The organism is Marinobacter suaedae, assembly GCF_030519635.1.
Lineage (GTDB): Bacteria > Pseudomonadota > Gammaproteobacteria > Pseudomonadales > Oleiphilaceae > Marinobacter > Marinobacter suaedae.
In genome coordinates this window covers 478,395-505,004 of the sequence record NZ_JAUMIS010000002.1, presented here as the reverse complement: position 1 = coordinate 505,004, position 26,610 = coordinate 478,395, and the positions used below count along the sequence as shown (strand labels likewise).

Here is a 26,610-nt window from a genome sequence, read left to right as displayed (position 1 = left end):
CCTGCATCCTTTAGTGCTGGGATGTCTGTATGGCCCTAGGGGTCACTCCGCAGGGTCGTAGGACAGGCTTGGTGCCAGCCAGCGCTCTGCCTCGGCTTTGGTGATGCCCTTACGCTCAGCGTAGTCCTCAACCTGATCGGCGCCAATTTTCCCTACCGCGAAATACTTGGATTCCGGGTGAGCAAAGTACCACCCGGAGACAGCGGCTGCGGGGAACATGGCGAAGTGTTCGGTGAGCTCAATGCCCGCGGTTTCCGGTGCGTTGAGCAGATTAAACAGGGTCGCTTTCTCCGTATGGTCCGGGCAGGCCGGGTAACCGGGGGCAGGGCGAATGCCCTGGTAGCGTTCCTTGATCAGGGCGTCATTATCCAGGCTTTCTCCGCTGGCGTAGCCCCAGAATTCCTTCCGGACCCGCTCGTGCAGGCGCTCGGCAAAGGCTTCTGCCAGGCGGTCGGCCAAGGCCTTCACCATAATGGCGCTGTAGTCATCGTGCTGTGCCTTGAATTCATCGGCGAACTCATCAGCACCAATCCCGGCGGTCACAGCAAAGCCACCCACGTAGTCACAGCATCCGGAGCCTTCAGGTGCGACGAAGTCTGATAGCGCCCGCATTGCCTGACCCGGGGCTTTCTCGTCCTGCTGGCGGAGGTGGTGCAGGGTGGTCAGCTCTTCGGTACGCGATTCGTCGCGATAGACCACAATGTCATCTCCGCGGCGGTTCGCTGGCCAGAATCCGATAACGGCCCGGGCCGTAATACGCTTTTCATCGATCATCTGGCGCAGAATACTCTGGGCGTCGTTGAACAGACTCCGTGCGGCCTCACCCCGTTTCGGATCTTCCAGTATGGCGGGGTATTTTCCGCTGATATCCCAGGAAATGAAAAATGGTGTCCAGTCGATGTACTCGACCAGTTCGTTGAGGTCATAGTCCTTGAACTCCCGGATCCCGGTGAATGCTGGCTTCGGCGGCTCGTAGTCATCCATCGAGATTTCAGGGGCCCGATCGCGGGCCTCTTTCAGACTCACCAATTTGGTGCGGTCGCCCCGGGACTTCCGGCGTTCCCGGATCTGGTCGTATTCCTTACGGGTAGCGGTGACCATTGGGTCTTTGGCCGTCTCGCTCAGCAATTGGGAGGCGACATTCACGCAGCGGGAGGCGTCCGATACGTACAGGCTGATATCGTTCCGGTATTCCGGCTCGATTTTGACGGCGGTGTGGGCCTTGGACGTGGTGGCGCCACCAATCATCAACGGGATATTGAAATCCAGTCGCTGCATTTCCTTGGCCACGTGGACCATTTCATCAAGCGACGGGGTAATCAGCCCGCTCAGACCGATAATGTCCACGTTTTCTTTTCGGGCAACCTCCAGGATCTTCTCGCAGGGCACCATCACCCCGAGATCAATCACTTCGTAGTTGTTGCACTGGAGAACCACGCCAACGATGTTCTTGCCGATGTCGTGAACGTCGCCTTTTACCGTGGCCATCAGGATCTTGCCCTTGGCTTTCTGGTCGGCGGTTTTCTCGGCCTCGATAAAGGGAATCAGGTGTGCCACCGCCTGCTTCATTACCCGGGCGCTTTTCACCACCTGGGGAAGGAACATCTTGCCGTCGCCGAACAGGTCGCCCACCACGTTCATACCGTCCATCAGCGGGCCCTCAATCACCTCGATTGGATGGTCGGCGTTCTGGCGACAGGTCTCGGTGTCGTCAACAATGTACGTGGTGATGCCCTTGACCAGAGCGTGTTCCAGGCGCTTTTCGACTGGCCATTCTCGCCAGGCAAGATCTTCTTCCTGGGTTTTGCCGCTTTGCCCCTTGAAGCGCTCGGCGATTTCCAGCAGGCGATCGGTACCATCGTCCCGACGGTTCAGCACCACATCCTCGACCCGCTCCTTCAGTTCGGGGTCAATCTCGTCGTAAATCACCAACTGGCCCGGGTTCACGATCCCCATGTTCATGCCGGCCTTGATGGCGTGGTAGAGGAATACCGAGTGGATGGCCTCGCGCACCACATCATTTCCCCGGAAGGAGAAGGAGACGTTACTGACACCGCCGGAAATGGAGGCGTGGGGAAGGTTTTCCTTGATCCAGCGCGTTGCCTCGATGAAATCGACGGCGTAGTTGTTGTGTTCCTCGATGCCTGTGGCAATGGCGAAGATGTTGGGGTCGAAGATGATATCGGCCGGGTTGAAGCCGATACCAGTCAGCACATCGTAGGAACGCTTGCAGATTTCGGTCTTGCGTTCGTAGGTGTCGGCCTGACCCTGTTCGTCGAATGCCATGACGACCACGGCCGCACCGTACTTCATGCAATCCCGGGCACGCTTGATAAACTCTTCTTCGCCTTCCTTCAGGCTGATCGAGTTCACCACGGCCTTACCCTGGATGCAGCGGAGGCCCGCTTCGATAACGTCCCATTTGGATGAGTCGACCATGATGGGAACGCGGGAAATGTCTGGCTCAGAAGCGACCAGCTTGAGATAGGTCTCCATGACGTCCCTGGACTCCAGCATGCCTTCGTCCATGTTGATGTCGATGATCTGGGCGCCATTCTCGACCTGGTCCCGGGCCACGCTCAGGGCCTCTTCGTATTGTTCTTCCTTGATCAGGCGCAGGAAACGCCGGGAGCCAGTAACGTTGGTGCGCTCACCCACGTTGATGAACAGGGTGTTCTCGTCGCCGGTAAACGGCTCGAGACCGGACAAGCGGAGGGCCGGCTTGATATCCGGAATCTTTCTGGGCGGGTATTTCGCCACCGCGTTGGCCACGGCGGCGATGTGATCGGGGCGCGAGCCACAGCAACCACCAATAATGTTCAGGAACCCGTCGCGGGCGAAACCTTCGATGATTTCCGCCATTTCCTCGGGAGTCTGGTCGTATTCACCAAATTCATTGGGGAGTCCTGCGTTGGGGTGCGCGCTGACGTAGGTTATCGCTTTGGTGGCGAGTTCTTCGACGTAAGAGCGCAGCGCATCGGCGCCCAGGGCGCAATTGAGTCCTACGGACAGTGGCTTGGCGTGGGTGACGGAGTTCCAGAAAGCCTCGGTGGTCTGGCCCGACAGGGTACGGCCAGAGGCATCGGTGATGGTGCCCGAAATCATGATCGGCAGCTCAATGCCACTGTCTTCGAAATACTGCTGTGTCGCGTAAATCGCGGCCTTGGCGTTCAGGGTGTCGAAAATGGTTTCAATCAGGATCAGGTCACAGCCACCCTCGACCAAACCCTCGACTGCCTCATAATAGTTGTCGACCAGGGTCTGAAAATCGATGTTTCGGAAACCCGGGTTGTTCACGTCGGGCGAGATAGAGGCGGTCCGGGAGGTTGGGCCAACGGCACCGGCTACGAAACGGGGCTTGTCAGGGGTCTGGCTGGTGAACTCATCGGCGATCTCCCTGGCCAGCTTGGCGGCAGCGACGTTCAGCTCGCGGGCAATGGATTCAAGACCATAATCCGCCTGGGACAGGCGTGTGGAGTTAAAGGTATTGGTCTCAATGATATCCGCGCCTGCCTCCAGGTATTCTGCATGGATTTCCTTGAGGATTTCCTGCTGGGTCAGGTTCAGCAGGTCGTTATTGCCTTTAACCTCGCGGTCGTAATCTGCAAACCGATCGCCGCGGAACGCCTGCTCGTCCAGTTTGCGGCTCTGGATCATCGTGCCCATACCACCATCGAGAACGACAATTCGTTCTTTCAATGCGTTCTTAAGCTGCTCGAGGCGGGTTTTGCGATCGGTCATAGGTGTACTTCCGAGAGTCTGTTGTTGCGTCGTATTGTCAGTAATGGCGCGGAATCATAGCAAAAATGCGCGGGGCCGTCGTAGAGCCGCCACGCTTTTTATCGTATTGCCCGGTTGAATTTCAGGTTGCTCAACTATACGTAGAAATGAGTACCCTTTAAAAGACCGAGTATTTTACTTGGTCTTTCATGTTCCGAGTGAGTCCCTTAGAATATCCGGAAACATTCAGACAGGTTCTTAAAATGGCATTGGTAACTGTGACAGATCCCGCCCGGGATTATCTCGCACAACTGATCGACAAGCAGGACGTAGAGGGCATGGGCGTTCGCATGTTCGTCACCCAGCCCGGCACAAAAAACGCCGAAACCTGCCTGGCTTATTGCCCGCCCAATGAAATTGTGCCGACGGACGAACAGTTGGATCTGGGCAAGTTCACACTGTATCTCGACCACAGCTCGGTACCTTTTCTTGAAGAGGCGTTCGTCGATTACTCCAAGGATCAGATGGGTGGTCAGCTGACCATCAAGGCGCCGAACGCAAAAGTACCGAACGTGTCTGACGATGCGCCGTTGCCTGATCGGGTGAACTATATCCTGGCATCCGAGATCAACCCGAATCTGGCGGCACACGGTGGCGAGGTTTCACTGGTGGAAATCGTAGATGAATCCGTGGCAGTTCTTCGGTTTGGAGGCGGTTGTCAGGGGTGCTCCGCAGTGAGTCTGACACTCAAGCAGGGGGTGGAAACGACTCTGAAAGAGCGGATCCCTGAAATTACCGGCGTTCGCGACATCACGGACCATACCAATACCGAGAACGCTTACTACCAGTAAGCAGTAAGGTGTTGCTCCTGTAAAAAGGGCGCCAGTCGCAGTCAGCGGGTGGCGCTTTTTTGTACCTGCCTGCCGCAGTACCGCTGTTCGGCTGGCTGCACGGCCAATGATGCTCCTGGGCCTTTACGCCATTATCTCCGTATGGGCCGAGTGGTTTCGCCATCGGCAATGTCTGGTGGTCTCCTCTAATATCTCTGGCAAGTTATTTTCACTCCGGGGTTTCATTTGTTCGACGTTACACTTTTTATGCTGCCCTTAACGGCGGGCCTGGTCGGTTGGGTGACCAATTGGCTGGCTATTCAGATGTCGTTTTATCCTGTTCGGTTTATCGGGCTGGGTGCCATCGGGTGGCAGGGTGTTATTCCACGGAAGTCGGAGAAAATGGCGCATATATGCGTGGATCGCACCATGCAGCAGTTTGGCGATCTAAACGCCGTCTACGAAAAGCTGGAACCCGAGCGAATTGTTGAGCGGATCATTTCCCAGGTGACGCCGCGTCTGGATGAATACATCGACGAAGTCATGTATGAGATTCAGCCTGTGCTCTGGGACAATCTGCCCATGTTCGTGAAGCGTCGGATTTACCAGTGGGCGAGGGAGCAGCTGCCAAACCGGATTGAGGAGCTGGTCGAGGATTTCGGTGATGATCTCGATGATCTGGTCGATCTTAAGGCGCTTCTGAGCCGGGAGCTTCAAAATCATCCTGACTTGATGAATCGAATCTTTCAGCAGGCCGGTTCGGTGGAGTTGCGCTCCGTGGTTAACTGCGGCGCCATCATCGGTGGTGTGCTGGGGGCTGCGCTGGTTCCCCTCTGGATTCGATTCCCGGAACCCTGGATGTTGCCTGTTGGCGGGTTCTTCATAGGATTCATTACCAACTGGCTTGCGATCAACTTTATTTTTGCGCCGGTTCGGCCTCGCCGTATTCTGTTCTGGAAATTTCAGGGGCTTTTCCTGCGTCGCCAGCCCGAAATTTCCGAAGTCTGGGCACGGCTTGTTGCGGAGGAGTTGATTACTGTTGAGAAGGTGGCTGACGCCATGCTCAATGGGCGTTACGGTCACCGAACCCGCGCCATTATCCAGAAGCATTTACGTCCGTTGCTCGATGACTCCGTTATCATGAAACTAACGGCGCAAGTGAGCGTGGGGATGGCGGGCTACACCGAACTGAAAAAAGTCATGAACCAGAAAGCGGTTGTGGCGACCAGGGACGTATTCAGTGACCCGGAATTCAATCGGGAGCGCGCCCCCGTGGTTGCTGAGGTCTTGTCGAGTCAGTTGAAGGCTCTGGGGCCAACGGAATTTCAGGACATATTGCGGCCAGCGTTTCGCGAAGAAGAACTGTTGCTGATGCTGATCGGGGGAATTTTCGGTGCGGCGGCCGGTGCGGCCCAGTTTGTTTCGCTCACGTACCTTGCTTTATAGCACCTTGATCACAGGGAGATCGTTATGACGGACTGGACACTGATTGCGTTGGTGGCAGTAATAACCGGATTAACCGTGACGCTGGTGCTGCTGGTCGTCTGGTTTTTTGTGGTTCGCCCGCATCTGGACCGCAAGGTTCAGCAACTGATTGATGCCTCCCGGGAGGTCGAGCCCAAAGTCTCACAGGGTGTTAAACGAGGTGTGCGTGAAGCCTTTCGAGAGCTGCCAGAAACGGCGTTGGACGGAAGCCTGAAGGAATCCACCCGGCAGTTTCTGAAATTTGGTTCGGGGCTGTTTGAGAACGGACTTAGCAGCTTTATTGGTAATGCGGACGATCTTGAACGTCGCAGCCCGGATTCCTCTCGCGCCAGAGACAAGGACTAAAGGCAGTTGGTCGGCCGGGGCAGGCCGGCAATCCGACACGCGGTCTTTGCCGGTGTGCCCGGGAAAAGCTGCATCAGGTAGATGCTGTTACCCTTATCTTGTCCAAACGCCTCCCTGACGGCTTTTACGAAAAGCCGGTTAGAGGGCGGTGCTATCTCGTGTTTTTCGTAAAATTCCCGCAAGAACTCAATGATTTCCCAGTGCTTTTCAGACAGTTTAATGCCGTCCTCAGAGGCAATTACCTGAGCCACGGCCTGGGTCCACTCACTGGCAGACACCAGGAACCCCTCGTTATTTCGTCGCGGAAGTGCCTGCTCGTTCATTTTCCGATTACCAGCTGATAACCCGTTTTGCCTGAACCGTAAGATCTACCAGTTCAGGGTAGTCCACCGACGTCGCGCCATTTGCCTCTGCTACAAGGCCGCGAGCCTGCAGATCTGCTTTTGTAGCGAAAACCTTGGGGAGAGCTGCTTTGCTCGTGCTCCACAGGGCGGTGACGCCATTTTCAGTCAGAACCAATGCATCGTCTGGCCCCATCATGGCCAAACACTCATTGAAGCGGGGGTGTTCCGGAGTCTTGTTCAGGATGTGTAAGGTGTGAATCTGGCTCATAGGAAGCTTCTTGCTGAGACTCAGTTGGAAAAAATAACGTTGGTGTAGCTGGCTAACAAGCCAGAGCTGCTCCGAGCCATATTTGCACCGTCAATAAGTTCATCTGGTGACAGCCCATAGCGCTGGCAGGATGCCTCATCGGCCAGCAGCTGCTTAATCCCGAAAACAGGAGCGGCAGACAGATTCCTCTCAACCGATTTCTGCTCAATGGCGTCCGGTGTCTGCCCCTTGCGCAGCCAGTTCACGCCGGCACCGGTAAACAGGAGGCTTACTGGCTGATCAAAGGTTGCCAGTGAGAAGGCCATATCCAGTGCCTCGCGGCCTGCCCAGAGTCCGTAGGGAGCTTGGTCTATCACGATGAGCGTCGTCATGACTCAGTGTCCGCCGTGGAAATACAGGGTTTTGGATGACTTGATATTACCTTCAACCCATTCGCCAAGTCCTGCGATCTCAAAGGGGGCAAGCAGGTTGCTTGAGGTCAGCTCATGTCGTTTCTGTTCGTTCTCGTCCACCAGGCCACGACGAAGTGCAGAAGCAACACAGGCGACCCCGGGCACCCGGTTGGCACTCAGAAAAGTGGCCCAGGCATTCGGCCAATGGGTTTCGTCCGACGGTGGGGTCGTTAACGAGGATGCAAGGTGAACGCCATCACCGTACAGGAAGATCCGGTCAATGGTGTGGCCTTTGGCTATCGCGGCCCGGGCAAAGGCCAGCGCAGTCTGCGGTGCCTGAGTGGTGTATGGGGCGCCGGTAATCACCAGGGTGAAGGAGTGGTGTGTGTTTTCGCTCATAGGGAGTGTTTTATATCAAACCGGTCAAAAAGCAAAAGCCCCGGCCGGAGCCGAGGCTTTTTCGGTCGGTTGCCAACGACGTCTTACTCGTCGTTAAAGGCGCCGATCAGGTGCAGAAGGCTGGTGAACAGGTTGTAAATGTTCAGGTACAGCGCTGTGGTTGCCATGACGTAGTTTGTCTCGCCACCGTTTACGATGCGGCTGGTGTCGAACAGGATCAGGCCAGACATCAGGAGAACGATCGCTGCACTCAGTGCCAGGCTGAAGGCGCTGACTTCGACGCCAAACATAGAGGCCACGAACATGCCCAGCATGCCGAAGATCACGACCATCAGGCCGGCAAACAGGAAACCGCCCATGAAGCTGAAGTCTTTCTTGGTGGTCAGCACATAAGCGGACAGTGAGAAAAACACCAGCGCGGTGCCACCCAGGGCCTGCATCACAATGCTACCGCCGTTGGACAGGGACAGGTAGTAGTTCAGGATAGGGCCGAGGGACAGGCCGAGAAGGCCGGTAAATGCGAAAACAACGGCGATACCCTTAGAGCTGTTGGCGGTGCGTGGTAGCACCAACCAGATCAAAGCCAAGGCACCCAGGCTGCACAGCAGGCTCGCGCCGCGGCCCAAACCAACAGCCATTGAAACGCCAGCCATTACTGCGCTGAAGGCCAGTGTCATGGCAAGCAGTGTGTAGGTGTTGCGCAGCACTTTGGTAGTGTCGGCGCTGATACCGGTCGACGTTTGTGTGTGGGGCGCTGCGTAAGTGCCCTGCTGACTGTTGATGTGTCTGTTCTCCATTCTCATCTCCACTGAGTGATGATTCTAAGTTCTATGTACACATAATAATGCCGTACACGTAACTTTCAATCATTTACGACCGTAAACCGGTAGATGGATTCCATTAAATGCTGGTAATGCTCGAAAATGTCCTCGACGGATTTTCGGGGCGTTGACAGCACAGGCAAATCCGGTATCATGCACACCGCTGTCGCACGGCAGCAATGGAAAAACGGTGGGCTGGCAGAGTGGCTGAATGCAGCGGTCTTGAAAACCGCCGAAGGTTAATAGCCTTCCCGGGGTTCGAATCCCTGGCCCACCGCCATTTTTCCCTCAGCATTAACTCCTCACGTATATCCCCAGTTCCTCTCGATCCACCAAAGCCTGGTTTAAATCGGTCTTATGCAGCTGTATAAGATGATTTGGGAAAGACGCGCCAACTTCATTGGTATTCCGGAATCACTGATACAATCATCGCAGTGACTGACGCCATATCATCTCTTTTTCCGGCAGGCTGCGCTAATTAAACGAGCGAGGGAAAGTATGACCGAAAGCAAAAAAATCTCTGCGAGTTGTGATTGCGGTCAACTGGTACTGGATATAACAACACCGGTCGTGACTCAGGTGGTTTGTCATTGCTCTGATTGCAGGGGTATGACTGGGTTGCCTTACGTAGATATCGCTTTCTTTGAGCCCGACGGATGTAAAGCTCTAGGAGAAAGTCGTCCGACGACGATGAAGGGTGGTTCGGGAATCGAGAAAACCTATTTTGCCTGTCCGGAATGTGGGGCTGCCGTCTACGCAACGGTGGGTGCCCTCAAGGGTGCTTGTGTCGTCATAGCGAGCCGGCTCTCTTCTCCTTTGGATGAGTCGAGTACTCATATTTGGACCAGTGAAAAAGTTTCTAATGTAGAGATTCCTTCAACGGCCGTTACGTCTCTCAAGGGGCCTCCTGAGCCAGTGCGCAGCATTCTTGTTTCGAATTTTCTGGATAGGAGCCGTTAATATCGCTCGTTGGTTCATCGATGATGACATCAAGATACCTGGTGTTCCCGATACTGATGGCATAGATAATGGGATGCTTCTCGAAAAGTAGGGACATTGCGATTATTTGTGTGGGGCAGATAATTTTCTTTTTCCTCTCAGCATTGAATTATCCCGTATCCGTTCCTAATTAATAGGTCAAATCAGCTCGAATTCGCCTGAGCGTTTGAGGAGAAGGTTATGGCATCCCGAAAAAAAGTCCCTGCTGACCGTGAGACTGACCGGAAATTTTCGGTGTCGGCTAATCGCTCAAGCGCCAAGCATCGTGTGCGTTATGTCGAAACGGGGGGTGCTGGTGTTGATCTGGAGGAATGCACTTTCTGCGAAGTTAAGCCGGTTACCCGGTCGGAATCCCCGAGCGCGGATGAGGATTGAAGGATTTTCTTCCGGTTAACTCCAGACCAAATCTCCTTGTGAGGTCCAGCGAGACCGCCTGAATCGTTCCTCAAACAACACTCGTGCCGACTGAGCCTCAGAGATATCTATCCATCGAAACCCAATGGATTGACCTGGCCTGGCCTGAGCTAGTCGGTAGCAGTCCACAGCGCAGAGGCTTCCCAATTTGGGGTAGCCACCGATGGTTTGCCGGTCCTGCAGCAGAATCACCGGGTTGCCATCCCCCGGCACCTGGACGGCACCAAACGCAATACCCTCGGACACGATCCCCTCTGGTGGCGACCCCAGTGTGCCATTTTCCAGCCGGTAACCCATGCGGTCGGATTGGGAGCTGAGTTGATAGGTCGATGTGACAAAGCGTGCACGGTCAGTGCTAGAAAACCGCTCAAACTGGTAACCGGGTACAACTCCCATTGTCAGGGGCGCGTCGTAGGCGGGTATCAGCTCTTCCGGAACGTATCGGGCCAGTCTCGGCTGTTGCGAGACTCCGACCAATGAATCGCCTTCTTCGAGCGCGCTGAGCCCTGCAATCTGTTCCCGGACCACGACCGATTGACTATCAAACTTATGTGCACTGCGAAGGCCTCCTTTTACGGCGAGATACGTATGGCGCCCGGTGCCTGGCGTAGAAAAGCTGAGGCGGTCCCCGGCACGCAGTGCATAGCTTTGCCAAGCCGGCGCAAACACGCCGTTGATGGTGGCCTGACAGTCGGCACCAGCAATCGCTATTGAGACATTTGCCAGTGCTTCCATGCTAAGCCCCCCGAGCGTCATTTCAAGGCAGGCATCATTAAGGTCGTTATCCAGCAATTTATTGCACGACAGGAAAGCAAAGCGATCAGCGGCGCCGCCCTGGGCCAAACCGTGCCGCTGGTAATGCTGGCGGCCACTGTCCTGAATGGTGGTCCGTGGGCCCGGCTGCAAGACTCGAAAAAGTTTCACAGTTCGCCTCCCAGAGCCAGGTATTCCGCACGTGATACGGAGTGGAACGTCACCCGGTCACCAACCTTCAGAAGCGAGAGCGTTTCCGGGTCAAACATTCTGGTTGGGCTTCGGCCTATCAGGTTCCAGCCACCGGGTGACACCGCGGGGTAGATTGCGGTCTGCTGGTTGGCAATCCCGACGCTGCCGGAAGGAACACGGCTTCTGGGTGTTTCCAATCGTGGGGTGGCAATTTGCTCGTCAACCGAACCGAGGAACCCAAATCCCGGCATAAAGCCAAGGGCATAGACCTGATAGGTGCTGCCACAATGTCGGTCGATAACCTCCTGCACACGGAGGTTATGCATGTCTGCAATGCGCTGAAGGTCCGGGCCCGATTCATCACTGTAATAGACGGGAATGTCATGGGTTTTCGGGGCGTAGGGCGCCGGTGAATCGTCGGATGTGAATGGCGTTGTTGCGCGGACCAGTTTCGAGAGCGTTGATTCCGCCCGTCGAAAATCGACCTGCAGAGGATCGTAAACCACGAGGATGGTGGTATAGGAGGGGATGATGTCTACCAGCCAGGGGGTGCAGGTTGCCTCAATGATTGAGCAGACTTGCGCAATGCGTGGTGTCAGGGTCGGGTCAATATGATCGCCCAGAGTGATCAGGATGCTGTCGTCTGACACGCTCTGGATCATGGACGAGACTTCGCCAGTGCCTCCCGGATCGCCACAATGGCCTGCAGGGCGGCTTCATTGTCCCCGTGGACACACAGACTGTCCGCTGGCAGATCCAGCCATTGCCCCGTGTGGCTGGATACACCTTGCTCATGGGCGAATGACGTCGCCTGAGCCACGATGGTTTCCGGGTCGGTGTGGACGGCACCGGGCTGAGATCGGGGGACCAGCTGGCCTTCGTCGGTGTAAGCCCGATCGGCAAAGGCTTCAAGAAGGACGGGCACGCCCATGGACTCGATGATGGAGCGTTGTTCCCGATGCCGGCGGGTGGCCGGGATCATCAGGGGCAGATCCGACCGATAACTGGCTAAGGCCCGGGCGACGGTGCGCAGCAGGTCATCATCCTGCATCATGTCGTTATTGAGGGCGCCATGGGGCTTTACATACTGGATTTCAGCGCCTTCAGCGCGACACATGCCGTCCAGTGCGCCAAGCTGGTAGAGCAGCAGGGCGTGTATCTCCTCGGGGGAGTGGGATATGGACCGGCGACCAAAACCGGCAAGGTCGTGGTAGGACGGATGGGCCCCAATTTCCACACCGTGTTTCAGGGCCAGGGCCACGGTTTTACGCATCACCACGGGGTCGGCTGCGTGGAAACCGCAGGCGACATTGGCCATATCGATCAGGGGCATGACGGCTTCATCCTGGCCCATGGTCCAGGCACCGTAACTTTCCCCCAGATCGCAGTTCAGTTTCATGGTCATACCGTCCTGCCAGGATAGGTGGCTTCCCGGCGTTCATCCGCGCGCTGCTGGCGGGCATCCAGTGCCTCAGCTTGATTGTTAGGCAGCGTCCAGCCCTGAAGGTTCTCGTTGATCAGCTTCACGAGAGCTTCAATGTGGCCCGGCGTCGCGTTAAGCGCAGGGATATAGCTGAAGGCCTGGCCACCCGCCTCCATGAAGTACTCACGGTTCTCTTCGTTGATTTCTTCGATGGTCTCAAGGCAGTCCGCAGAGAATCCGGGGCAGAATACATCGATTGACTTGACGCCTTGACCAGGCAGAGCTTTGAGCGTGTGGTCCGTATAGGGTTTCAGCCACTCTTCCCGTCCGAAGCGGGACTGGAAGGTCGTCAGATAATCATCGCCCGAGAGACCAAGGCGTTCGGCCAGAAGTCGCGACGTTTTGTGGCATTCGCAGTGATAGGGGTCGCCTTTCTGCAAATACTTCAGGGGAACGCCGTGATAGGACAGAATCAGCTTGTCGTTACGGCCATGATTCGCCCAGTGCGCTTCAATATGACGGGCCATGGCTTCGATGTAGGGCGGGTAGTCCGGGTAGTGGCTCACGAAACGGAAATCAGGAAGCCAGCGCCGCCCCATGAAATCCTTGGCGATGGCGTCAAACGTCGACGCTGACGTTGAGGCTGAGTACTGAGGGTAAAGAGGCACAACCAGCAGCTTGCGCACGCCTTGCTCCTGCATTTCATCCAGAACCCGTGAAATAGAGGGGTTGCCATAGCGCATGGCAAAGCCAACCACGATGTTGTGCCCGTATTTTTCCCTCAGGCTGTCACGGATGAGCTCCGCTTGCTTGGCCGTGTGGATCAGGAGCGGGGACCCCTCAGGCTGCCAGACGCCGGAATAGGCCTTGGCGCTGCGGCGGGGACGAATTCTGAGGATGATGCCGTGAAGAATCAGCCACCAGATCGGACGTGGTACTTCAACCACGCGGGGGTCCGAGAGAAATTCAGCAAGGTATCTGCGCAGGGCAGAGGGGGTTGGTGCATCCGGTGTTCCAAGATTGGTGACAAGCACACCGAGTTTGTCCGGCTGCCGGTGGCTGAAGCTCTCTGAACCTTTGAAGCGCATAAATCATCCTGAAGCTGGTGAATGAGGTCCGTTTTCAGTCCCGGTGCTGCGCCTGCTGAGCGAGCCGTGGTGCCAGTGGGGTAATGTCGTAACCGGCGTTTCGCGCTTTGGTGAAGATCTCTTCTGCACCGGAATTTCTGGCTGCGCTCAATGCCCACAATACGGTGCAACGGGTTCCTGATCGGCAGAAAGCCAGTACGGGCTTGTCTGCGTCACGGATCATGGGCGCAAACTGATCCACATCGTGATCGGTAATGTTGCCGGATTCGACGGGCATGTAGACCCAGTTCAGCCCCTGCTGCCGGGCAGCGGCTTCGATGTCGCTCATCAGGGGTTGGCCGAACTCCTCCTGGTCGGGGCGATTGGCTACCAGGGTCCGATAGCCAAGACGAGCGATTTCCGCAACGTCTTCGACAGATATCTGGGGCGCTACTGAAATAGTGTCATCGATCTTTCTGATATCCATTAGCTTTTGCCTTAAAAAACGAAAAATGGATGGTCGCCATCATCTCACATGCCTGGACCGGCTGTAAGGTGGCTGGCGACGTCCTGGCGGGATTCAGGCCACCTTTTTTCTGCGCTCGAGGAGGTCGAACAGGATCATGCCGCCAATCATTGAGGCAACGAAAACCGCAGCTTTGCCTTCGCCTGCCCCCAGGGCGACGAGACCGGGCCCAGGGCAGAAGCCGGCGATGCCCCAGCCAATACCGAACACCAGGCTGCCAACCACCAGGCGCTTGTCGATCTGGTTGGACTGAGGAATGTTCATTTTAAGCCCCAGAAACGACAGGGTGCGTCGGCGTGCAACCGAAAAAGCCACAAGTCCGACGATGATGGCGCCGCCCATCACGAAGGCCAGCGACGGGTCCCAGAGACCAGCGAGATCCAGAAAACCAAGTACTTTTTCGGGGTTGGCCATGCCGGAAACAATCAGGCCGATGCCAAATACCAGCCCGGCAATTAATGCAGCAAGGGTTTGTTTCATGGACTCAGACTCCCAGAATGTGGCGGATGACGAACACGGTGACAAACCCTGCCGCCATGAAGGAAAGCGTGGCGACGAGGGAACGAACCGACAGTCGGGACAATCCGCAGACACCGTGCCCGCTCGTACACCCGGACCCGTAACGGGTGCCCAGGCCAACCAGAAGGCCGGCAACAATGAGCGCGGGATAGCCGGCGTTAATCTCAATCGGTGGCAAGGCGCCAAAGGCCAGCCACAGCAGGGGAGCTGCGATCAGGCCGCCGACGAACGCAATGCGCCATGAAGCTCCTCCCTGAGAGGGGGTGAGCAAACCGCCCAATATGCCGCTTATGCCGGCAATCCGGCCGTTGAACAGTAGGAAGATGGCTGCCGCAACCCCGATGAGTATGCCGCCACTGAGCGCGGCCCATGGGGTGAAATCACTCCAGGCTATGGTCATTGTTGATGACTCCGATTTAGAAACCGAAAAGATTGAATGGACAAATAGTTGGGGCGATCTTACCAAAAAAAAGGTTCATCGCGGGTGTGCGTTAAGTGTCCTGCAGCGTAGGGGCTTAATATTTTGGGGGTGCCTGATCGGATGCATGGGTGCGGTTCTTGTGTCGTTTTTGCAGCTTGCGGGCACCAATCCAGAAAACCAGGAAAATACCGATAGCCACCCACATAAGCGTTGCGTTCTGGCTTTTCACCGCACCAGAAAACATGACGTACGGCACGGCCTGGAGCATCTGCAGGGGCCAGTTGATGAGCATGTAGGTCCGCAGAGGCAATGTACCGCTGGCGAGAAGAACGTTTTTCACCATGTATGGCAGAACCGGTACCGCAACAAGCGCGATCGCCCAGTTAACCTGCGATGATTTGCCTAACCTGGGCGTGTTATAGCCGCGCTGGTCCAGAAAGCGCTTTACGACGGGCTTGATGTACGAATGCATGGCGGCATAGCAGATCAGCATCTGGCCGAACATGGCTGCGCCAATGACCGCCATTCCCCAGGTGAAGCCGAATTTAACCCCGGCCATGATGCAGAACATGCTCAGGGGCACGCCCAGAAGCGGCAGAAAGATCAGCGCGACTAGATACCACTCCGTGGCGGCATTTGGCTTCAGCAAAAAGTCTTTGAGCTGAACAAGAACCTGCCCGATATCGGTTGCAAAGGTGAGCACCATCGCGATCACCACCATGGCAGCCAGGGTTAGCCCCAGCCAGAGAGTCGCCTGGCGTCGTTTTCTGCGGTTCGTGTTCATCAGGAAGCGCCCTGATCTTCGGTCAGGGTCTGTCCGACGGCGGTCAGTTTCTGTTGCAGTAACTGCCATTCCGCCTGCAGTTTCGCCGTAAGGTTATCCAGCACTGGAAATTCCTCGTTTCGGCTCAGCTCCGGTTCAAACCAGTCCAGTGTCTGGCGGTACCACCGAAGCAGTCGCTCGGCGCTGTACTGATCGGAAAAGCGTTTCGCCGTTTCAAGTGCTGCTTTCCGCTTTTCCTGTCGTTTGTCCGGGGCATTGAGCAGGCTCTGACATTCGTCTGCAAACGCGTCGGCGGGTGTATTGTCCGGCAGCAACCGGCCATTGTCGTTGTCAACAACATCATCAACTCCAGGAGCTGACAGGGCGACTACCGGTGTACCTGCCGCCATGGCCTCGGTGACCACCATTCCCTGAGTTTCCGACTGTGAGGAAAACACAAAAAGATCCATGGCGGCGTAAGCGTCAACCAGATCCTGACCGCTGAGTTGTCCGAGCCAGACGATTTGTTCCGCAACCCCCGCTTCTTCAGCAGCGGCGCGCATATCGCGTTCGCTGGGGCCGGAACCGGCAATAATCCAGTGCACAGCAGGGTCCTGTCGCAGTACGCTGATGACGGCATCGCATAGATAATCCAGATTCTTTTCTTTTGCCAGCCGACCGACATGGCCGATGATCTTGCTATCAGCGGTCAGCCCAAGGCGCGGACGGGCCTGCGCCTGATCGACCTGGTTGAAGCGCTCCATGACGACACCGGTCGGAATCACCTCCACAGCGGTTTCGACACCGCGTTTGCGGATCAGTGTCCGAATGCTGGTACTCGGTGCCACAACCGCATCACAGAGGTTGGCGTATTCGGTGGCAAGCTCCGCCGCAAACTGAGGCATCAGTGCAGACTGCTCACTGACGTAATGGGTGTATTGTTCGTAACGGGTGTGGTGAGTGAACACCAGAGGCACCTGATAGCGACGCGCCATGCGCACGGCCGTATCACCCAGCAGGAAGGGGTGATGACTGTGAATCAGATCGAACGGCAACTCGTCGAGCAGGTTGGTCAGCGCAAAGGGAACCGGCAGGCGAACCGAGAAATCGCTGCCATTGTAGTTCTGGATGGCCGGCACCCGGATGACATCATCTTGCAGTTCAAACAGCGGTTCCTCACTGTCGTCAAACTCGGGTGCGACTACGATAACCCGGTGCCCCTTGGTCCTTAACACCTGGGCCGTTTGTGAAACCGAATTGGCGACCCCGCCGACATGAGGCAGGTAGGTGTTAGTGAACATCAGAATGTTCATTCACGCTCTCCTTTGTCTGCCGGGCGGGTTTTAGTGCAACAGGGCCGGAGCCGCCACGATACTGAAAGGCCTCATAACCGGGAATCGCAACGTCGATATCCGGCATCCGGCCACTATGGTGCCAGTCCGCATTCACCTTAATGCGTCGTTCGGTTCCGGCTCCCTCGAGGGTAACACTGACGTTCCCCCAGGGGGTCAGTGTTGGCCCGAAGTGCAGGTCTTCGTCACTTTCGATCCACTCCCTGGGTAGCCCGGAACCAATGACCAGGCGATCCTGCTCTTCACGCACAAACAAATTTCGGACCATCATCAGAAACTCAGCCGCTGCCCAGCCATGTTGACCGTCGCCCATGCAGCCACCCCCTGAGCTGGGGTGAATGGCTTCCGGCCAGTGCCCGGTCGGTGAGGCAGCGTCCATCACCGTTCGCAGTAACGCCTGATGGCGGTCATCACCCTGGCGAAGCAGGGTCTGCGCGACCGCAAGGGTCAGGTAGATATTCTGACCCGAGTGAATCATGTTCTGAAAAAAGGCGCCTTTGTAAAAACTGTGGTCAATCAGATAGTTCGCAGTCGCAGCCATAGCCGGGTCATTGTCGGTTGTTAGCTGCAATGGGTAATCGGCCACCATCGAGCCTATGGCACCCGAATCCATTCGCCGGTAGGGCGAGGCCGGAATGCCTCCGAGACTGCGATGTGTTTCGATACTGTCGATCGATTGTTGAACATCGTGCTCGAAAACCTGGCGGACGCGGTCGGCTCTTTCGGCGTCCTCGTGTAGCCCATGACGCCGGAACAGATCGGCGATACCGCGAAGGCCACCAATGGCCCAGAAGTCATCCCAGTAGTAATGGTCGTTCGGACCGAAATGCTCGGCACTGAAACCTGCGGGGAACAGACCGTGATGTCGTGTTCCGGGCGCATTAACCCGTTTCTTGTCAATCCAGGTGACGGCCTTGCGGGCGGCGTCGATCAGATTGTCGTCCAGCATCTTACCGGAGAGTTTTTCGTACCGATCAAAGATCCACAGGACCTGTCCGTTGGAGTCCCATTCACCTTCCTGTGACTGGAAATAGCCATCGCGTTTCTGCTGTTTTCGGAACCCGGGCAGGGCTCGTCCAACGCGGTCCGGCAGGTTGACAGCCAACAGGGCGTTCATCATCAGGCAGGCATCGCGGAACCAGAAACGTTTGTACGTGTAGGGGCCGGGTACCACATCCTCGGCGCTGAGCAATGTCAGTGTTTTCAGGTTGGTGTCGTAAAGCTGCTGTAAGCGTTTATCTGGTACCTGCAGCGTCGCGGCTGATGCAAGAGCGTCTGGCCAGGTGGTGGAGAAGTTTATGCTCCGGCTTTCCCGATTCATTTCCCGGCTCAGATCGATGGTCATCGCGACCGAGCGCTGGCCCTGTTCGGCGGGAACGTCAAACCCGAGCGCAGCTGTTGCCATCCCTGCACGACAGTGGATGTGGGTATCTTCGGTCGTTTGCTGGCGCTGGATATCCGAGGCGACATCCCCGTGGCTGTAGTTTGACAGAAAACGCTGGTCTGCGGCGTGGTCGAATGAAACGGTCGTATTGCTGTTCACGGTCAGCGTTTGGGGGGAGGCCACTGAAATGTCCTCGATAAATTGAATGCCTTCGGGATTGTAAGGACGTGCGGTTACCAATATACGCCCGCCCTTGGGCAGGTGGCCGTGGAGCTGGATTTTTAGCTCCGGGTGATCTTGTGCATTGAGTACCAGTTCAGTGACTGCTGTCAGGGAGCCTGCCCCGGTATTGAAAACGGATTCGACTTGCAGTCGGTCGTCCGTATGCAGCTGTTGTTGAAAGTCGGCGGCGCGGCTGGGTACGTGCAGTTGCCCATCCGCCGACTGCAACCAGAAATCAAGCGACCAGCCATCGTAGAGTGGGGTGACCAAACCCCTGGGATCGACAATCGGATACAGCGACATATCCGGTAAACCGACCGCAGACCAGTCTCGGTGGGTCAGGTTTACATGGCTGAAACTGAATGCCCGTGGAACGAAGCTGGGATCGCCGGGCTTGAATTGCTTTTCAACCCAGTAAGGCCAGACCCAGTCCAGGTTGGTCTGGATTGCTTTGGTATTGATAAGCCCGCGGGAATGAAAGGTGACACCTGCCCGCAGTAGCTCTATCGGTTCGGCGACTTCGGATGGCTGGGAAAACTTTCTCAGACGAGCGAGAAAGGAAACCGGGTCGATAAAGCCGTAATGATGGGCCGCACGTTGCATCAGGTATTTCCACGGCAACAGTTTCGAAAGCATAGTTGGGTCCTTTTTGCATTCATTGAATGACGAGCTGACCTTTGCGGCAGAATTCTTTTGACCCTGCAATAGAAGTCCTTGGGCTGATAACCAGGTTTTCAACCAGCACAACCTTAAGGAAAGTATGGAAACCCTCGATAAAGCGGACGCCTGAACGGTTTGGGCTGAATTGAACGCCAGGCATCTAAAGGTATCGAGGAGTGCGCCCCGTTCGCCCGGGGAGTTAACATTCGGGGCCGGTTTCGTAAGGGCGGGAGTTTGAGGATGACCCCGACAACCTGGGCATTCGAGCGTAGTCGGGACTATCCCAAATGCCAGCACCGACGGGGACATCAAGGAGGGATGAGCGTCCAGAGCACTGAGCGCGGGGGCTCAAGGTGAGTGAGCGGCGCGGTGGTTCAAAAAAAAGCCCGGCAGAGGGTGCCGGGCAGAGGCGTGCGAGTAGTATCCATGAAAGACTTCCAGACAAACCGGCATCAGCAGGGACACCGGTATTAGGAAGTATTGTATATATTTTGAGCACCGCAAGTTCTTCCCCTCATCTGTTCAAAACATTTTTTCATATCTGTAGCCTGCTTATACTGAAGCCTTATCCAGAGCGGCCTACAGGCGCACTGAAATTGTGCTGGTGGTGTAATACAATGGTCGTCCAGTCCTAATTCCTTTCCCTGAGGTTGTTGCATGTCTGAAGAAAGCGATAAAAAGCCGGAGAACGATCCGCAGCTCGCGGCAAAAGTGAAAGAATCTGCGCGTCAGATCTGGTTGGCCGGCCTTGGGGCGTACAACAAGGCTGAAGAAGATACCGGGAAGTTTTTTGAGCGCCTGGTTCAGGAAGGCGAACAACTGGAGAACAAGACCCGAGGTGTTGTTGAGAAGCAGATCAAGTCGGTCGAAACCCGGGTGGATGACGTCCGTCAGAAAGCAACGGGCACCTGGGATAAGCTGGAGCACCTGTTCGATGAGCGTGTGTCCGGAGCGTTACGTCGCCTTGGCATTCATCGCCGGGAAGAAATTGAAGCGCTGGAGCACCGAATCGAAGCGCTCGAGGATGAGCTTAAGCGTCTTCGGGGCAAGCGAGCCGCTGACGAGGAAGAGTAATAAACTAGAGGTAATCCCGGCTCATAAGCCTGGCTTGCTCCCGCTCGGAGGGGGTCAGGTAGGGGATGACCTGATGAAACATCTGGTAAACCCCCCGGCCGGGATCCACCGATTCCCGGTCGCGTAAGTGTGAGAGCGTATCGAAACTACTCCAATAACAGGCTGTTAGAGTAAGCTGTTCGCAAACTGCTTCAAGTTGTTCTTCGTCAATTTCCATCATACCCTGGCGCTGAAAGCTCCGGCAGATCACGCGGAACGCTTCGGTCTTTTTGCCTTTGAGGCGCTTGAAGCGGCTTTGAAGGTGGTCGTAACGGGACAGTATGTTCACTAGGTCCTGATAGATAAATCGATACCGGGCAACCGCCTCGAACAACAGGTGAAGGAAGAAGCCTTTCTGGTCCAGGGAAATATCGGCGTCCGCCGGAACGGCCAGCAGATCCACCATTTCCTCTTCGTAGAGCTTGAAGAGCTCATCCACAATGTCGCCTTTGCTTTTATAGTGGTAATAGAGATTACCCGGGCTGATATCCATTTCGTCGGATATCAGCAGCGTGGTGACGTTGGGCTCGCCCAGGCTGTTGAACAGGGCGAGGCTGGTATTGAGGATCCGATCCCTGGTTTTAATTTTTTTCATGCAATAACGAGCTTGCCCCTACAGTTCAATTTTCGCCCATACGGGGCAATGATCTGATGGACGTTCCATGCCCCGGATGTCGTAGGACACCCCGGCTTCAATGGCTTTCGGCAGCAGGCTGCTGCTGGCCATGATCAGGTCGATTCGGAGGCCGCGCTTGGGCTCGCGCTCAAACCCTTTGCTGCGGTAATCGAACCAGCTGAAAGTGTCTGATTCCTCCGGGTGCAGGTGTCGGAACACGTCGGTGTAACCACGGGACTCAACCTGGCCAAGCCATTCCCGCTCTTCTGGCAGGAAACTGCATTTGCCGGTGCGTAACCATCGCTTGGCGTTGTCCGGCCCGATGCCAATATCCCGATCGGTGGGCGAGATGTTCATGTCGCCCATGACCACAACATGACCCCCGGCGTTTGCCAGTTCATCCAGGTATTTCATCAGGTCGGCATAAAACTTTTCCTTGGCGGGAAACTTGACCGGGTGGTCCCGGCTTTCACCCTGAGGAAAATAGCCGTTTATTACGGTCAGCTTCTGCCCGTCTACGGTGAACTCGCCGGTGATCAGTCGGCGCTGGGAATCTTCGCCGTCCCAGGGGTATCCCTTGATGATCTTATCGGGCTCCTGCTTTGACAGCAGGGCTACGCCGTAATGGGTTTTCTGGCCATGAAAACTGACGTGATAGCCCATGCTACGGATTTCATCCTCGGGAAACTCTTCATCCCGTACCTTGGTTTCCTGAAGGCCGATGAAATCCGGGTTGAGCTGATCAATGACCGCCTGGAGCTGATGAATACGGGTACGAATACTGTTGACGTTGAACGAAACGAACATCATGGGTGCGAACTCTGGACTCTGAAGAACTAGGGCGAGAGCAGTGTAACACATTGCCCTGGGGGTTCGGCGTGGGCGGGGGAGGCGGCTTCAGCGGATCAGTTCACAGTCTGGCCAGTCTGTCATGCGGTACCGGATATGGGCCGTGTAGTTGGAATCTTTGTTCTTCCGAATGTTGGTCAGACCATAGTAGTCGGTGAGTGCGCCATTGGCGTCGTACCCGAGCTGGATCGGTTTGACGAGGAAGCGCAGAACGAAGCCGGTGGGGCGAATCTGGAATACGTGATCTGCTGTGATGTCAGGGTTTTCGGCAGGTTCCAGCACGAACGCAAAATGCTCTCCCCGTGTGGGTGCAAGAACATGGAAATATACGGACTCGCCACTGAGCACCTGCTCCCAGTGCCGGCGGACAAAATTATCGAAACCGGCATCCACCACGAGGTTTTCGGGGAACGAGATATCGAAGGTCTTTGTTTCGCCCTTGGGTGCCTGCCAGTTCACTTCCAGCTTGAATTCGCCGGTGTAGTTAATGGCTATGGATTCGTTGAATTGAGGTTGGCGAAAATCAACGGTTGGCCGAATAAGGGATTCACCGTAAACCAGGTCTTTCCGGGCAAATGGTTGCGCCTGACCGGGCCACCGGTAACTCACTTGATGAGCGTCTGGCCGAAAACTGCCGTCCCGACAGCTTCCGGATATATCGTGATCCTCGGTATAGAGGATTCCTCCCGAAAACGTCTTGGCGGTGCCGGTAAAGCGCATCTCACCGCCGATGGCCGGTGAGCAGGTCAGCAACAGGGCCGAGGCCAGTGTCAGGAGACGTTTAGTGTTCATGCCTGCAATTCCGGATACAGGGATTTGCGGATAAAGAGTAGCAGGGGGAAGACCACCAGCCAGCCAATGGCCATGGCCACCAGTGACGGGGCCAGGTCGGGAAGGGTGATTGCACCGAGTTTGCTGGCGGACCAGTAAGCAAAGGGGCCGGCAACGGGCGCCAGCACAAAGGGCAACCAGGCCCTTCGGCTGATCCAATCCAGCGAGTGGCACAGGGTTGTCATAAAAATCGCCCAGATGGCCACCAGCCATGATGGCGTCAGCAACACTTCCTGGCTGTCCAATCCAAGAACACCGGTCCGGAACCACAGCAGATCGAGCGTGGCACCAACCAAGGTCCCCAGGCCAATAAACTGGAGCTCACTCTTGCGCTTTTGGCTTACGAGAATAAAGTGAAGCACCAGAAATCCCAGGACGATAGCGGCTGCGGGCTTGCCGGGAAATAGCACGCAGATCAGCCACCCCGCCTGAAACAGCAGGAAGTTAATAACATTGCGGGCGGTTTCCGAAGTGATCATAGGCTCAGCAGATTGGCGCGCTTGTTTTCAGGCTTGGCCAGCAGGAGTTGTGAAACCCCGATGGCACGTTCGCTGAATCCCGCTTCGCAGTACGCGAAGTAAAATTGCCACAGGCGCCTGAAAGCCAGGTCGTAGCCCAGTTTCTCTACTTTATCGCCCTGCGCCATAAACCGTTTGCACCAGTCGCTGAGCGTTCTGGCGTAGTGGAATCCAATGTCCTCGGCGTGGGTCATGACCAGATTGCTGCGTGACCGAACAGAATCGAGAATGGCACCAAACGACGGAATGAAACTGCCCGGAAAAATACACCTCTGAATAAAATCCACGTTCTTAAGCGCCCGCTGGTAGCGTTGCTCTGGCATGGTGATGGCCTGAATCAGGGCAAGCCCGTCAGGTTTAAGGAGCTGGTTGATCTGGCTGATGTAGCTGTCGAGAAACTGCGGGCCGACGGCTTCGATCATCTCTATGGAGACCAGTTTGTCGAATTTGCCTTCAAGGTCGCGATAATCGTCGAACAGCAGGGTAATCTGCTCCTCAAGGCCTTCTTCTTTCACTCTGGTCCGGGCGAGTTCCAGTTGTTCACTCGAAATGGTGGTTGTGGTCACGTGGCAGCCATAATGTTTGGCGGCGTGAATAGCAAATCCGCCCCAGCCGGTGCCAATTTCGATCACGTGATCGGTAGGCTTCAGGTCGAGTTTCCGGCAAATGGTGTCCAGCTTGTGGGTGGCGGCTTCATCCAGGCTGGATTCGTCGTTGGGGTAGATTGCCGACGAATACATCATGGATGGGTCAAGGAACATTTCGAACAGGTCGTTACCGAGATCGTAATGGGCACTGATGTTCTTGCGGGAGCCTTCTTTGGTGTTCCGGTTCAGCCAGTGCAAACCTTTCAGAGCAGGCTTGGTCACCCAGCTGTAGCGGTCTTCAAAGGCGTTCATCCGGTCAATGTTGCGGGTGAAAAAACGCAGTAGGGCGACCAGGTCCGGGGACGACCAGTCGCCCGCTACGAAGGCTTCTGCAGCTCCCACACTGCCTCCGGTGAGCAGATCTCTCCAGGTGGAACTGTCGTGGACCAGGAGTTCCGCGGCCGGATAGCGGCTGTCGCCGTCGCCAAAGGTCAGGTTTTCGCCATCGACATCCTTTACCAGAAGGCGTCCGTGCGCCAGCCGTTCAAACTGCTGGACCACCAGCTTACGGGCCATCCGATCCGCCCAGGGATTTGGTGCCACAGCCTGGTCTGGCGTGGTTGCCGGTGTGTTCAGGTTCTCCATGAGCTAACCCTTCCGCGATGTTGGTTGTGATTGACCGTTGACGACACGTCCAGCCCCGCATCCTGCACACCACGCTCAAAGGCAGGGTCGTCTGCTGGTAGCTTGTCCGGGTGGGTGTAAAAAGGCGCACCCTTGAGCTTCAGCTTAAACGCGTGCCAGTAAATCCCCGCGGTCACCTTGAATGCTTCCAGCGGAAATCTGCGCAGGCTTCTATGCAGTACTTTACGTGTCAGGGGTGCCCGTTGGACTACCAGCGTGGCGTCAAAGTGTTTGCTGTCGTTTTCGTTCACGTTCATATGAATGCGCAGTTCCGGGCCTCGGAAGCTGAACGTCCACTGGTAGGACTGTTCCATGCCGTTGAACGGTGATACGTGGAATCGTTTCTCAAACCCAAACCGTTCGCTGCGCCAGCCAGCTGGGCTCGGTGGCGATCCGGTGGTTTCGAGACAATAGGTATGACGTTCGTGCCAGGGCGTGTTGGTGATCTGGGCGACGATCACCTTTGGAACAGCGCCTTCCATGGGATCGTCTGACCCGGCATAGCAGAAATAAAAGCTCACCGGGTTAAACACGTATCCGATGTATCGAGGATGGGATATCAGCTCAATGCGGCCCTCTGGCCGCCAGCCTGTGGCCTGCTCCACGTGCTGGCGGATGGCGTCAGCCAGAGGGCCATGATCCGGCTTGAAATAATCGGCCCGCCGAAGAGACAGCCAGTTGAAACGTTCCAGAGAAAAGAGCGGGCTGATATCCGTGACCGAATCCCACTCATCCAGGTCCACAGCCAGCATGCCGGTGCTGTACTCGAACCGATGCCGGGTGGGGGCCATTCGCCGGTGCCGAACGGAGCCCTCAAGCCACTGGCTGTTCATGCCTTGAGTTCCACGCCCAGGTCACCAGTGACGCGCAGGGCACTCCGAACGCCGTCCTCATGAAAGCCATTGAACCAGTAGGCGCCACAGAAGTGACTGCGGTTCCGGTTTCCGATTTCTTCATAACGTTTCTGGGCTGCCACCGCATCCAGAGTGAATACAGGGTGGGAGTACCGGAATGTCTTGATGACCCTCGTCGGATCGATGTCCTGACTGCGGTTGAGGGTTACGCAGAAGGTTTCAGGGGCATCGTGAAAGTTCTGCAGAATGTTCATGTTGTAGGTGACGGACACCGGTTCGGTGCTGTGCTGCGGAATGAAGTAATTCCATGCCGCCCAGGCGAGCTGTGTACTGGGAAGCATGTGGCTGTCGGTGTGCAGGACCACCTCGTTGTCCTGAAAACCGATAGCGCCAAGAATTTCGCGTTCCTGAGCAGTTGCGTCATCACCCAGAATCGACAGTGTCTGGTCGCTGTGACAGGCGAAGATCACCTGATCGAACCGTTGTTCCTCTCCATGGATCCAAAGGCTCACGCCCTGTTCATCCCGTTTGACGCGGTCGATGGGAGTATTTAAATGAGTATGAGGTCCGAGGCGGTCCATCATTCTGGACACGTACTGGGACGATCCTCCGGAGATGACGCGCCAGGTGGGCCGATCATCGACGGACAGCATCCCGTGGTTGTTGAAAAACTGAAGGAAGAAGCGGATGGGAAACTGCTCCAGAACGATTTCCGGGGCGGACCAGATCGCGGCACCCATAGGCACGATGTAGTAATTCCGGAAGTATCGGGAGTAGCCGTTCCGGTTGAGATAATGCCCGAGGGTTTCGGTGTCGTCGATGGAGTTATTTTCCAGCGCTTTCCGGGTTTCACGGTTGAATCTTAGGATCTCGTGGATCATCCGAAGAAACGATGGGCGGAGAAGATTGCGGCGCTGGGCGAACAGCTTGTTGAGGTTGGTGCCGTTGTACTGGAGTCCACTGTGACTGCACTCCACACTGAAGCTCATATCGCTGACTTCGGATGGAACGCCAAGCAGGTCCATTAGCCGCATGAAGTTCGGGTAGGTCCAGTCATTGAACACAATGAATCCCGTGTTTACCGGCCAGGTACGGCCACCGGCTTCGACATGCTCGGTGTTGGTGTGGCCGCCGGCATAGTCGGCGGCTTCGAACAGCTCTACGTCGTAATGTTTCGCTAACAGCCATGCGGCGGTCAGGCCGGAAACGCCGGCCCCAATGACAGCAATACGCTGACGATGGTCACTCATCCAATGAAG

29 protein-coding genes and 1 tRNA gene are annotated in these 26,610 nt (G+C 56.1%); 7 read left to right on the top strand and 23 right to left on the bottom strand.

What is annotated here, in order from left to right; genetic code table 11:
- Positions 1-42: 42 nt before the first annotated feature.
- On the bottom strand, positions 43-3,741 hold the full coding sequence (gene metH, locus QVZ43_RS11245; protein WP_302910011.1) for a methionine synthase: 3,699 nt from the start codon (positions 3,739-3,741) through the stop codon (positions 43-45).
- Positions 3,742-3,983: 242 nt separating this feature from the next.
- On the opposite strand from metH, the gene nfuA reads away from it, so the two are divergent.
- From nfuA to QVZ43_RS11230, 3 genes are all read left to right on the top strand, one after another.
- Positions 3,984-4,571, top strand: a complete 588-nt coding sequence (gene nfuA / locus QVZ43_RS11240) for a Fe-S biogenesis protein NfuA (RefSeq protein WP_223793470.1) — start codon at positions 3,984-3,986, stop codon at positions 4,569-4,571.
- A gap of 303 nt (positions 4,572-4,874) precedes the next feature.
- A complete protein-coding gene (locus QVZ43_RS11235) occupies positions 4,875-5,996 on the top strand; it encodes a DUF445 domain-containing protein (RefSeq protein ID WP_223793471.1) in 1,122 nt (373 codons plus the stop codon).
- Positions 5,997-6,020: 24 nt separating this feature from the next.
- A complete protein-coding gene (locus QVZ43_RS11230) occupies positions 6,021-6,380 on the top strand; it encodes a hypothetical protein (protein ID WP_302910010.1) in 360 nt (119 codons plus the stop codon).
- Here the strand turns inward: QVZ43_RS11230 and QVZ43_RS11225 are convergent.
- The 5 genes from QVZ43_RS11225 to QVZ43_RS11205 all read right to left on the bottom strand — a co-directional run bounded on the left by QVZ43_RS11225 (position 6,377) and on the right by QVZ43_RS11205 (position 8,580).
- On the bottom strand, positions 6,377-6,703 hold the full coding sequence (locus QVZ43_RS11225) for a TusE/DsrC/DsvC family sulfur relay protein (protein ID WP_302910009.1): 327 nt from the start codon (positions 6,701-6,703) through the stop codon (positions 6,377-6,379). The genes QVZ43_RS11230 and QVZ43_RS11225 overlap by 4 nt on opposite strands.
- Before the next feature lie 7 nt (positions 6,704-6,710).
- Positions 6,711-6,992, bottom strand: coding sequence for a sulfurtransferase complex subunit TusB (tusB, locus tag QVZ43_RS11220; RefSeq protein WP_302910008.1), 282 nt, complete (start codon positions 6,990-6,992; stop codon positions 6,711-6,713).
- 20 nt (positions 6,993-7,012) lie between these two features.
- On the bottom strand, positions 7,013-7,363 hold the full coding sequence (locus tag QVZ43_RS11215) for a DsrE family protein (RefSeq protein WP_302910007.1): 351 nt from the start codon (positions 7,361-7,363) through the stop codon (positions 7,013-7,015).
- A gap of 3 nt (positions 7,364-7,366) precedes the next feature.
- Positions 7,367-7,783: a sulfurtransferase complex subunit TusD gene (gene tusD / locus QVZ43_RS11210; protein ID WP_302910006.1), complete on the bottom strand. Its 417-nt coding sequence runs from the start codon at positions 7,781-7,783 to the stop codon at positions 7,367-7,369.
- A gap of 83 nt (positions 7,784-7,866) precedes the next feature.
- The gene (locus QVZ43_RS11205; protein ID WP_223793477.1) at positions 7,867-8,580 is read right to left on the bottom strand and encodes a Bax inhibitor-1/YccA family protein; all 714 of its coding nucleotides are present in this window, start codon (positions 8,578-8,580) and stop codon (positions 7,867-7,869) included.
- A gap of 213 nt (positions 8,581-8,793) precedes the next feature.
- Here QVZ43_RS11205 and QVZ43_RS11200 point away from each other — a divergent pair.
- From QVZ43_RS11200 to QVZ43_RS11195, 3 genes are all read left to right on the top strand, one after another.
- Positions 8,794-8,884 (top strand) — tRNA-Ser (locus tag QVZ43_RS11200).
- Positions 8,885-9,102: 218 nt separating this feature from the next.
- Positions 9,103-9,564 (top strand): GFA family protein, encoded by a 462-nt coding sequence (locus QVZ43_RS16490; protein ID WP_420890912.1) that lies wholly within the window; start codon positions 9,103-9,105, stop codon positions 9,562-9,564.
- A 219-nt stretch (positions 9,565-9,783) separates the two neighbouring features.
- Complete coding sequence (locus QVZ43_RS11195) at positions 9,784-9,978, top strand: hypothetical protein (RefSeq protein WP_302910005.1); 195 nt, start codon at positions 9,784-9,786, stop codon at positions 9,976-9,978.
- A 15-nt stretch (positions 9,979-9,993) separates the two neighbouring features.
- Here the strand turns inward: QVZ43_RS11195 and QVZ43_RS11190 are convergent, their stop codons facing one another.
- From QVZ43_RS11190 to QVZ43_RS11145, 10 genes are all read right to left on the bottom strand, one after another.
- Complete coding sequence (locus QVZ43_RS11190; RefSeq protein ID WP_302910004.1) at positions 9,994-10,941, bottom strand: 5-oxoprolinase subunit C family protein; 948 nt, start codon at positions 10,939-10,941, stop codon at positions 9,994-9,996.
- Positions 10,938-11,624: a 5-oxoprolinase subunit PxpB gene (gene pxpB / locus QVZ43_RS11185; RefSeq protein ID WP_302910003.1), complete on the bottom strand. Its 687-nt coding sequence runs from the start codon at positions 11,622-11,624 to the stop codon at positions 10,938-10,940. Before pxpB ends, QVZ43_RS11190 begins: the two co-directional genes overlap by 4 nt.
- Complete coding sequence (locus tag QVZ43_RS11180) at positions 11,621-12,361, bottom strand: 5-oxoprolinase subunit PxpA (protein WP_302910002.1); 741 nt, start codon at positions 12,359-12,361, stop codon at positions 11,621-11,623. Before QVZ43_RS11180 ends, pxpB begins: the two co-directional genes overlap by 4 nt.
- Before the next feature lie 2 nt (positions 12,362-12,363).
- Entirely contained in the window at positions 12,364-13,473 is a 1,110-nt protein-coding gene (hemH, locus tag QVZ43_RS11175) for a ferrochelatase (RefSeq protein ID WP_302910001.1), read from the bottom strand.
- A 34-nt stretch (positions 13,474-13,507) separates the two neighbouring features.
- Entirely contained in the window at positions 13,508-13,939 is a 432-nt protein-coding gene (locus QVZ43_RS11170; protein ID WP_302910000.1) for a protein tyrosine phosphatase family protein, read from the bottom strand.
- A 93-nt stretch (positions 13,940-14,032) separates the two neighbouring features.
- Positions 14,033-14,458 carry a YeeE/YedE family protein gene (locus tag QVZ43_RS11165; protein WP_302909999.1) on the bottom strand — a complete coding sequence of 142 codons (426 nt, stop codon included), beginning with the start codon at positions 14,456-14,458 and terminating at the stop codon, positions 14,033-14,035.
- A 4-nt stretch (positions 14,459-14,462) separates the two neighbouring features.
- On the bottom strand, positions 14,463-14,897 hold the full coding sequence (locus QVZ43_RS11160; protein ID WP_223793486.1) for a YeeE/YedE family protein: 435 nt from the start codon (positions 14,895-14,897) through the stop codon (positions 14,463-14,465).
- Positions 14,898-15,012: 115 nt separating this feature from the next.
- Positions 15,013-15,702 (bottom strand): TVP38/TMEM64 family protein, encoded by a 690-nt coding sequence (locus QVZ43_RS11155; protein WP_302909998.1) that lies wholly within the window; start codon positions 15,700-15,702, stop codon positions 15,013-15,015.
- Entirely contained in the window at positions 15,702-16,994 is a 1,293-nt protein-coding gene (locus QVZ43_RS11150) for a glycosyltransferase (RefSeq protein ID WP_302909997.1), read from the bottom strand. The genes QVZ43_RS11155 and QVZ43_RS11150 overlap by 1 nt, the downstream gene beginning before the upstream one ends.
- On the bottom strand, positions 16,972-19,275 hold the full coding sequence (locus tag QVZ43_RS11145; RefSeq protein WP_302909996.1) for a hypothetical protein: 2,304 nt from the start codon (positions 19,273-19,275) through the stop codon (positions 16,972-16,974). The genes QVZ43_RS11150 and QVZ43_RS11145 overlap by 23 nt, the downstream gene beginning before the upstream one ends.
- Positions 19,276-19,956: 681 nt before the next feature.
- Between QVZ43_RS11145 and QVZ43_RS11140 the strand changes: the two genes are divergently transcribed.
- On the top strand, positions 19,957-20,373 hold the full coding sequence (locus QVZ43_RS11140; protein WP_302909995.1) for a phasin family protein: 417 nt from the start codon (positions 19,957-19,959) through the stop codon (positions 20,371-20,373).
- 4 nt (positions 20,374-20,377) lie between these two features.
- On the opposite strand, the gene QVZ43_RS11135 is transcribed toward QVZ43_RS11140, so the two are convergent.
- The 7 genes from QVZ43_RS11135 to QVZ43_RS11105 form a co-directional block, all read right to left on the bottom strand.
- On the bottom strand, positions 20,378-21,007 hold the full coding sequence (locus QVZ43_RS11135; protein ID WP_302909994.1) for a TetR/AcrR family transcriptional regulator: 630 nt from the start codon (positions 21,005-21,007) through the stop codon (positions 20,378-20,380).
- 18 nt (positions 21,008-21,025) lie between these two features.
- Entirely contained in the window at positions 21,026-21,838 is an 813-nt protein-coding gene (xthA, locus tag QVZ43_RS11130; RefSeq protein ID WP_302909993.1) for an exodeoxyribonuclease III, read from the bottom strand.
- An 87-nt stretch (positions 21,839-21,925) separates the two neighbouring features.
- Positions 21,926-22,669 carry a hypothetical protein gene (locus QVZ43_RS11125; protein ID WP_302909992.1) on the bottom strand — a complete coding sequence of 248 codons (744 nt, stop codon included), beginning with the start codon at positions 22,667-22,669 and terminating at the stop codon, positions 21,926-21,928.
- A complete protein-coding gene (locus QVZ43_RS11120) occupies positions 22,666-23,187 on the bottom strand; it encodes a DUF2878 domain-containing protein (RefSeq protein ID WP_302909991.1) in 522 nt (173 codons plus the stop codon). The genes QVZ43_RS11125 and QVZ43_RS11120 overlap by 4 nt, the downstream gene beginning before the upstream one ends.
- Positions 23,184-24,458, bottom strand: a complete 1,275-nt coding sequence (locus QVZ43_RS11115) for a class I SAM-dependent methyltransferase (protein ID WP_420890911.1) — start codon at positions 24,456-24,458, stop codon at positions 23,184-23,186. Before QVZ43_RS11115 ends, QVZ43_RS11120 begins: the two co-directional genes overlap by 4 nt.
- Positions 24,446-25,330, bottom strand: coding sequence for a DUF1365 domain-containing protein (locus QVZ43_RS11110; RefSeq protein WP_302909990.1), 885 nt, complete (start codon positions 25,328-25,330; stop codon positions 24,446-24,448). Before QVZ43_RS11110 ends, QVZ43_RS11115 begins: the two co-directional genes overlap by 13 nt.
- Positions 25,327-26,601: an NAD(P)/FAD-dependent oxidoreductase gene (locus tag QVZ43_RS11105; protein WP_302909989.1), complete on the bottom strand. Its 1,275-nt coding sequence runs from the start codon at positions 26,599-26,601 to the stop codon at positions 25,327-25,329. The genes QVZ43_RS11110 and QVZ43_RS11105 overlap by 4 nt, the downstream gene beginning before the upstream one ends.
- Positions 26,602-26,610 lie beyond the last annotated feature (9 nt).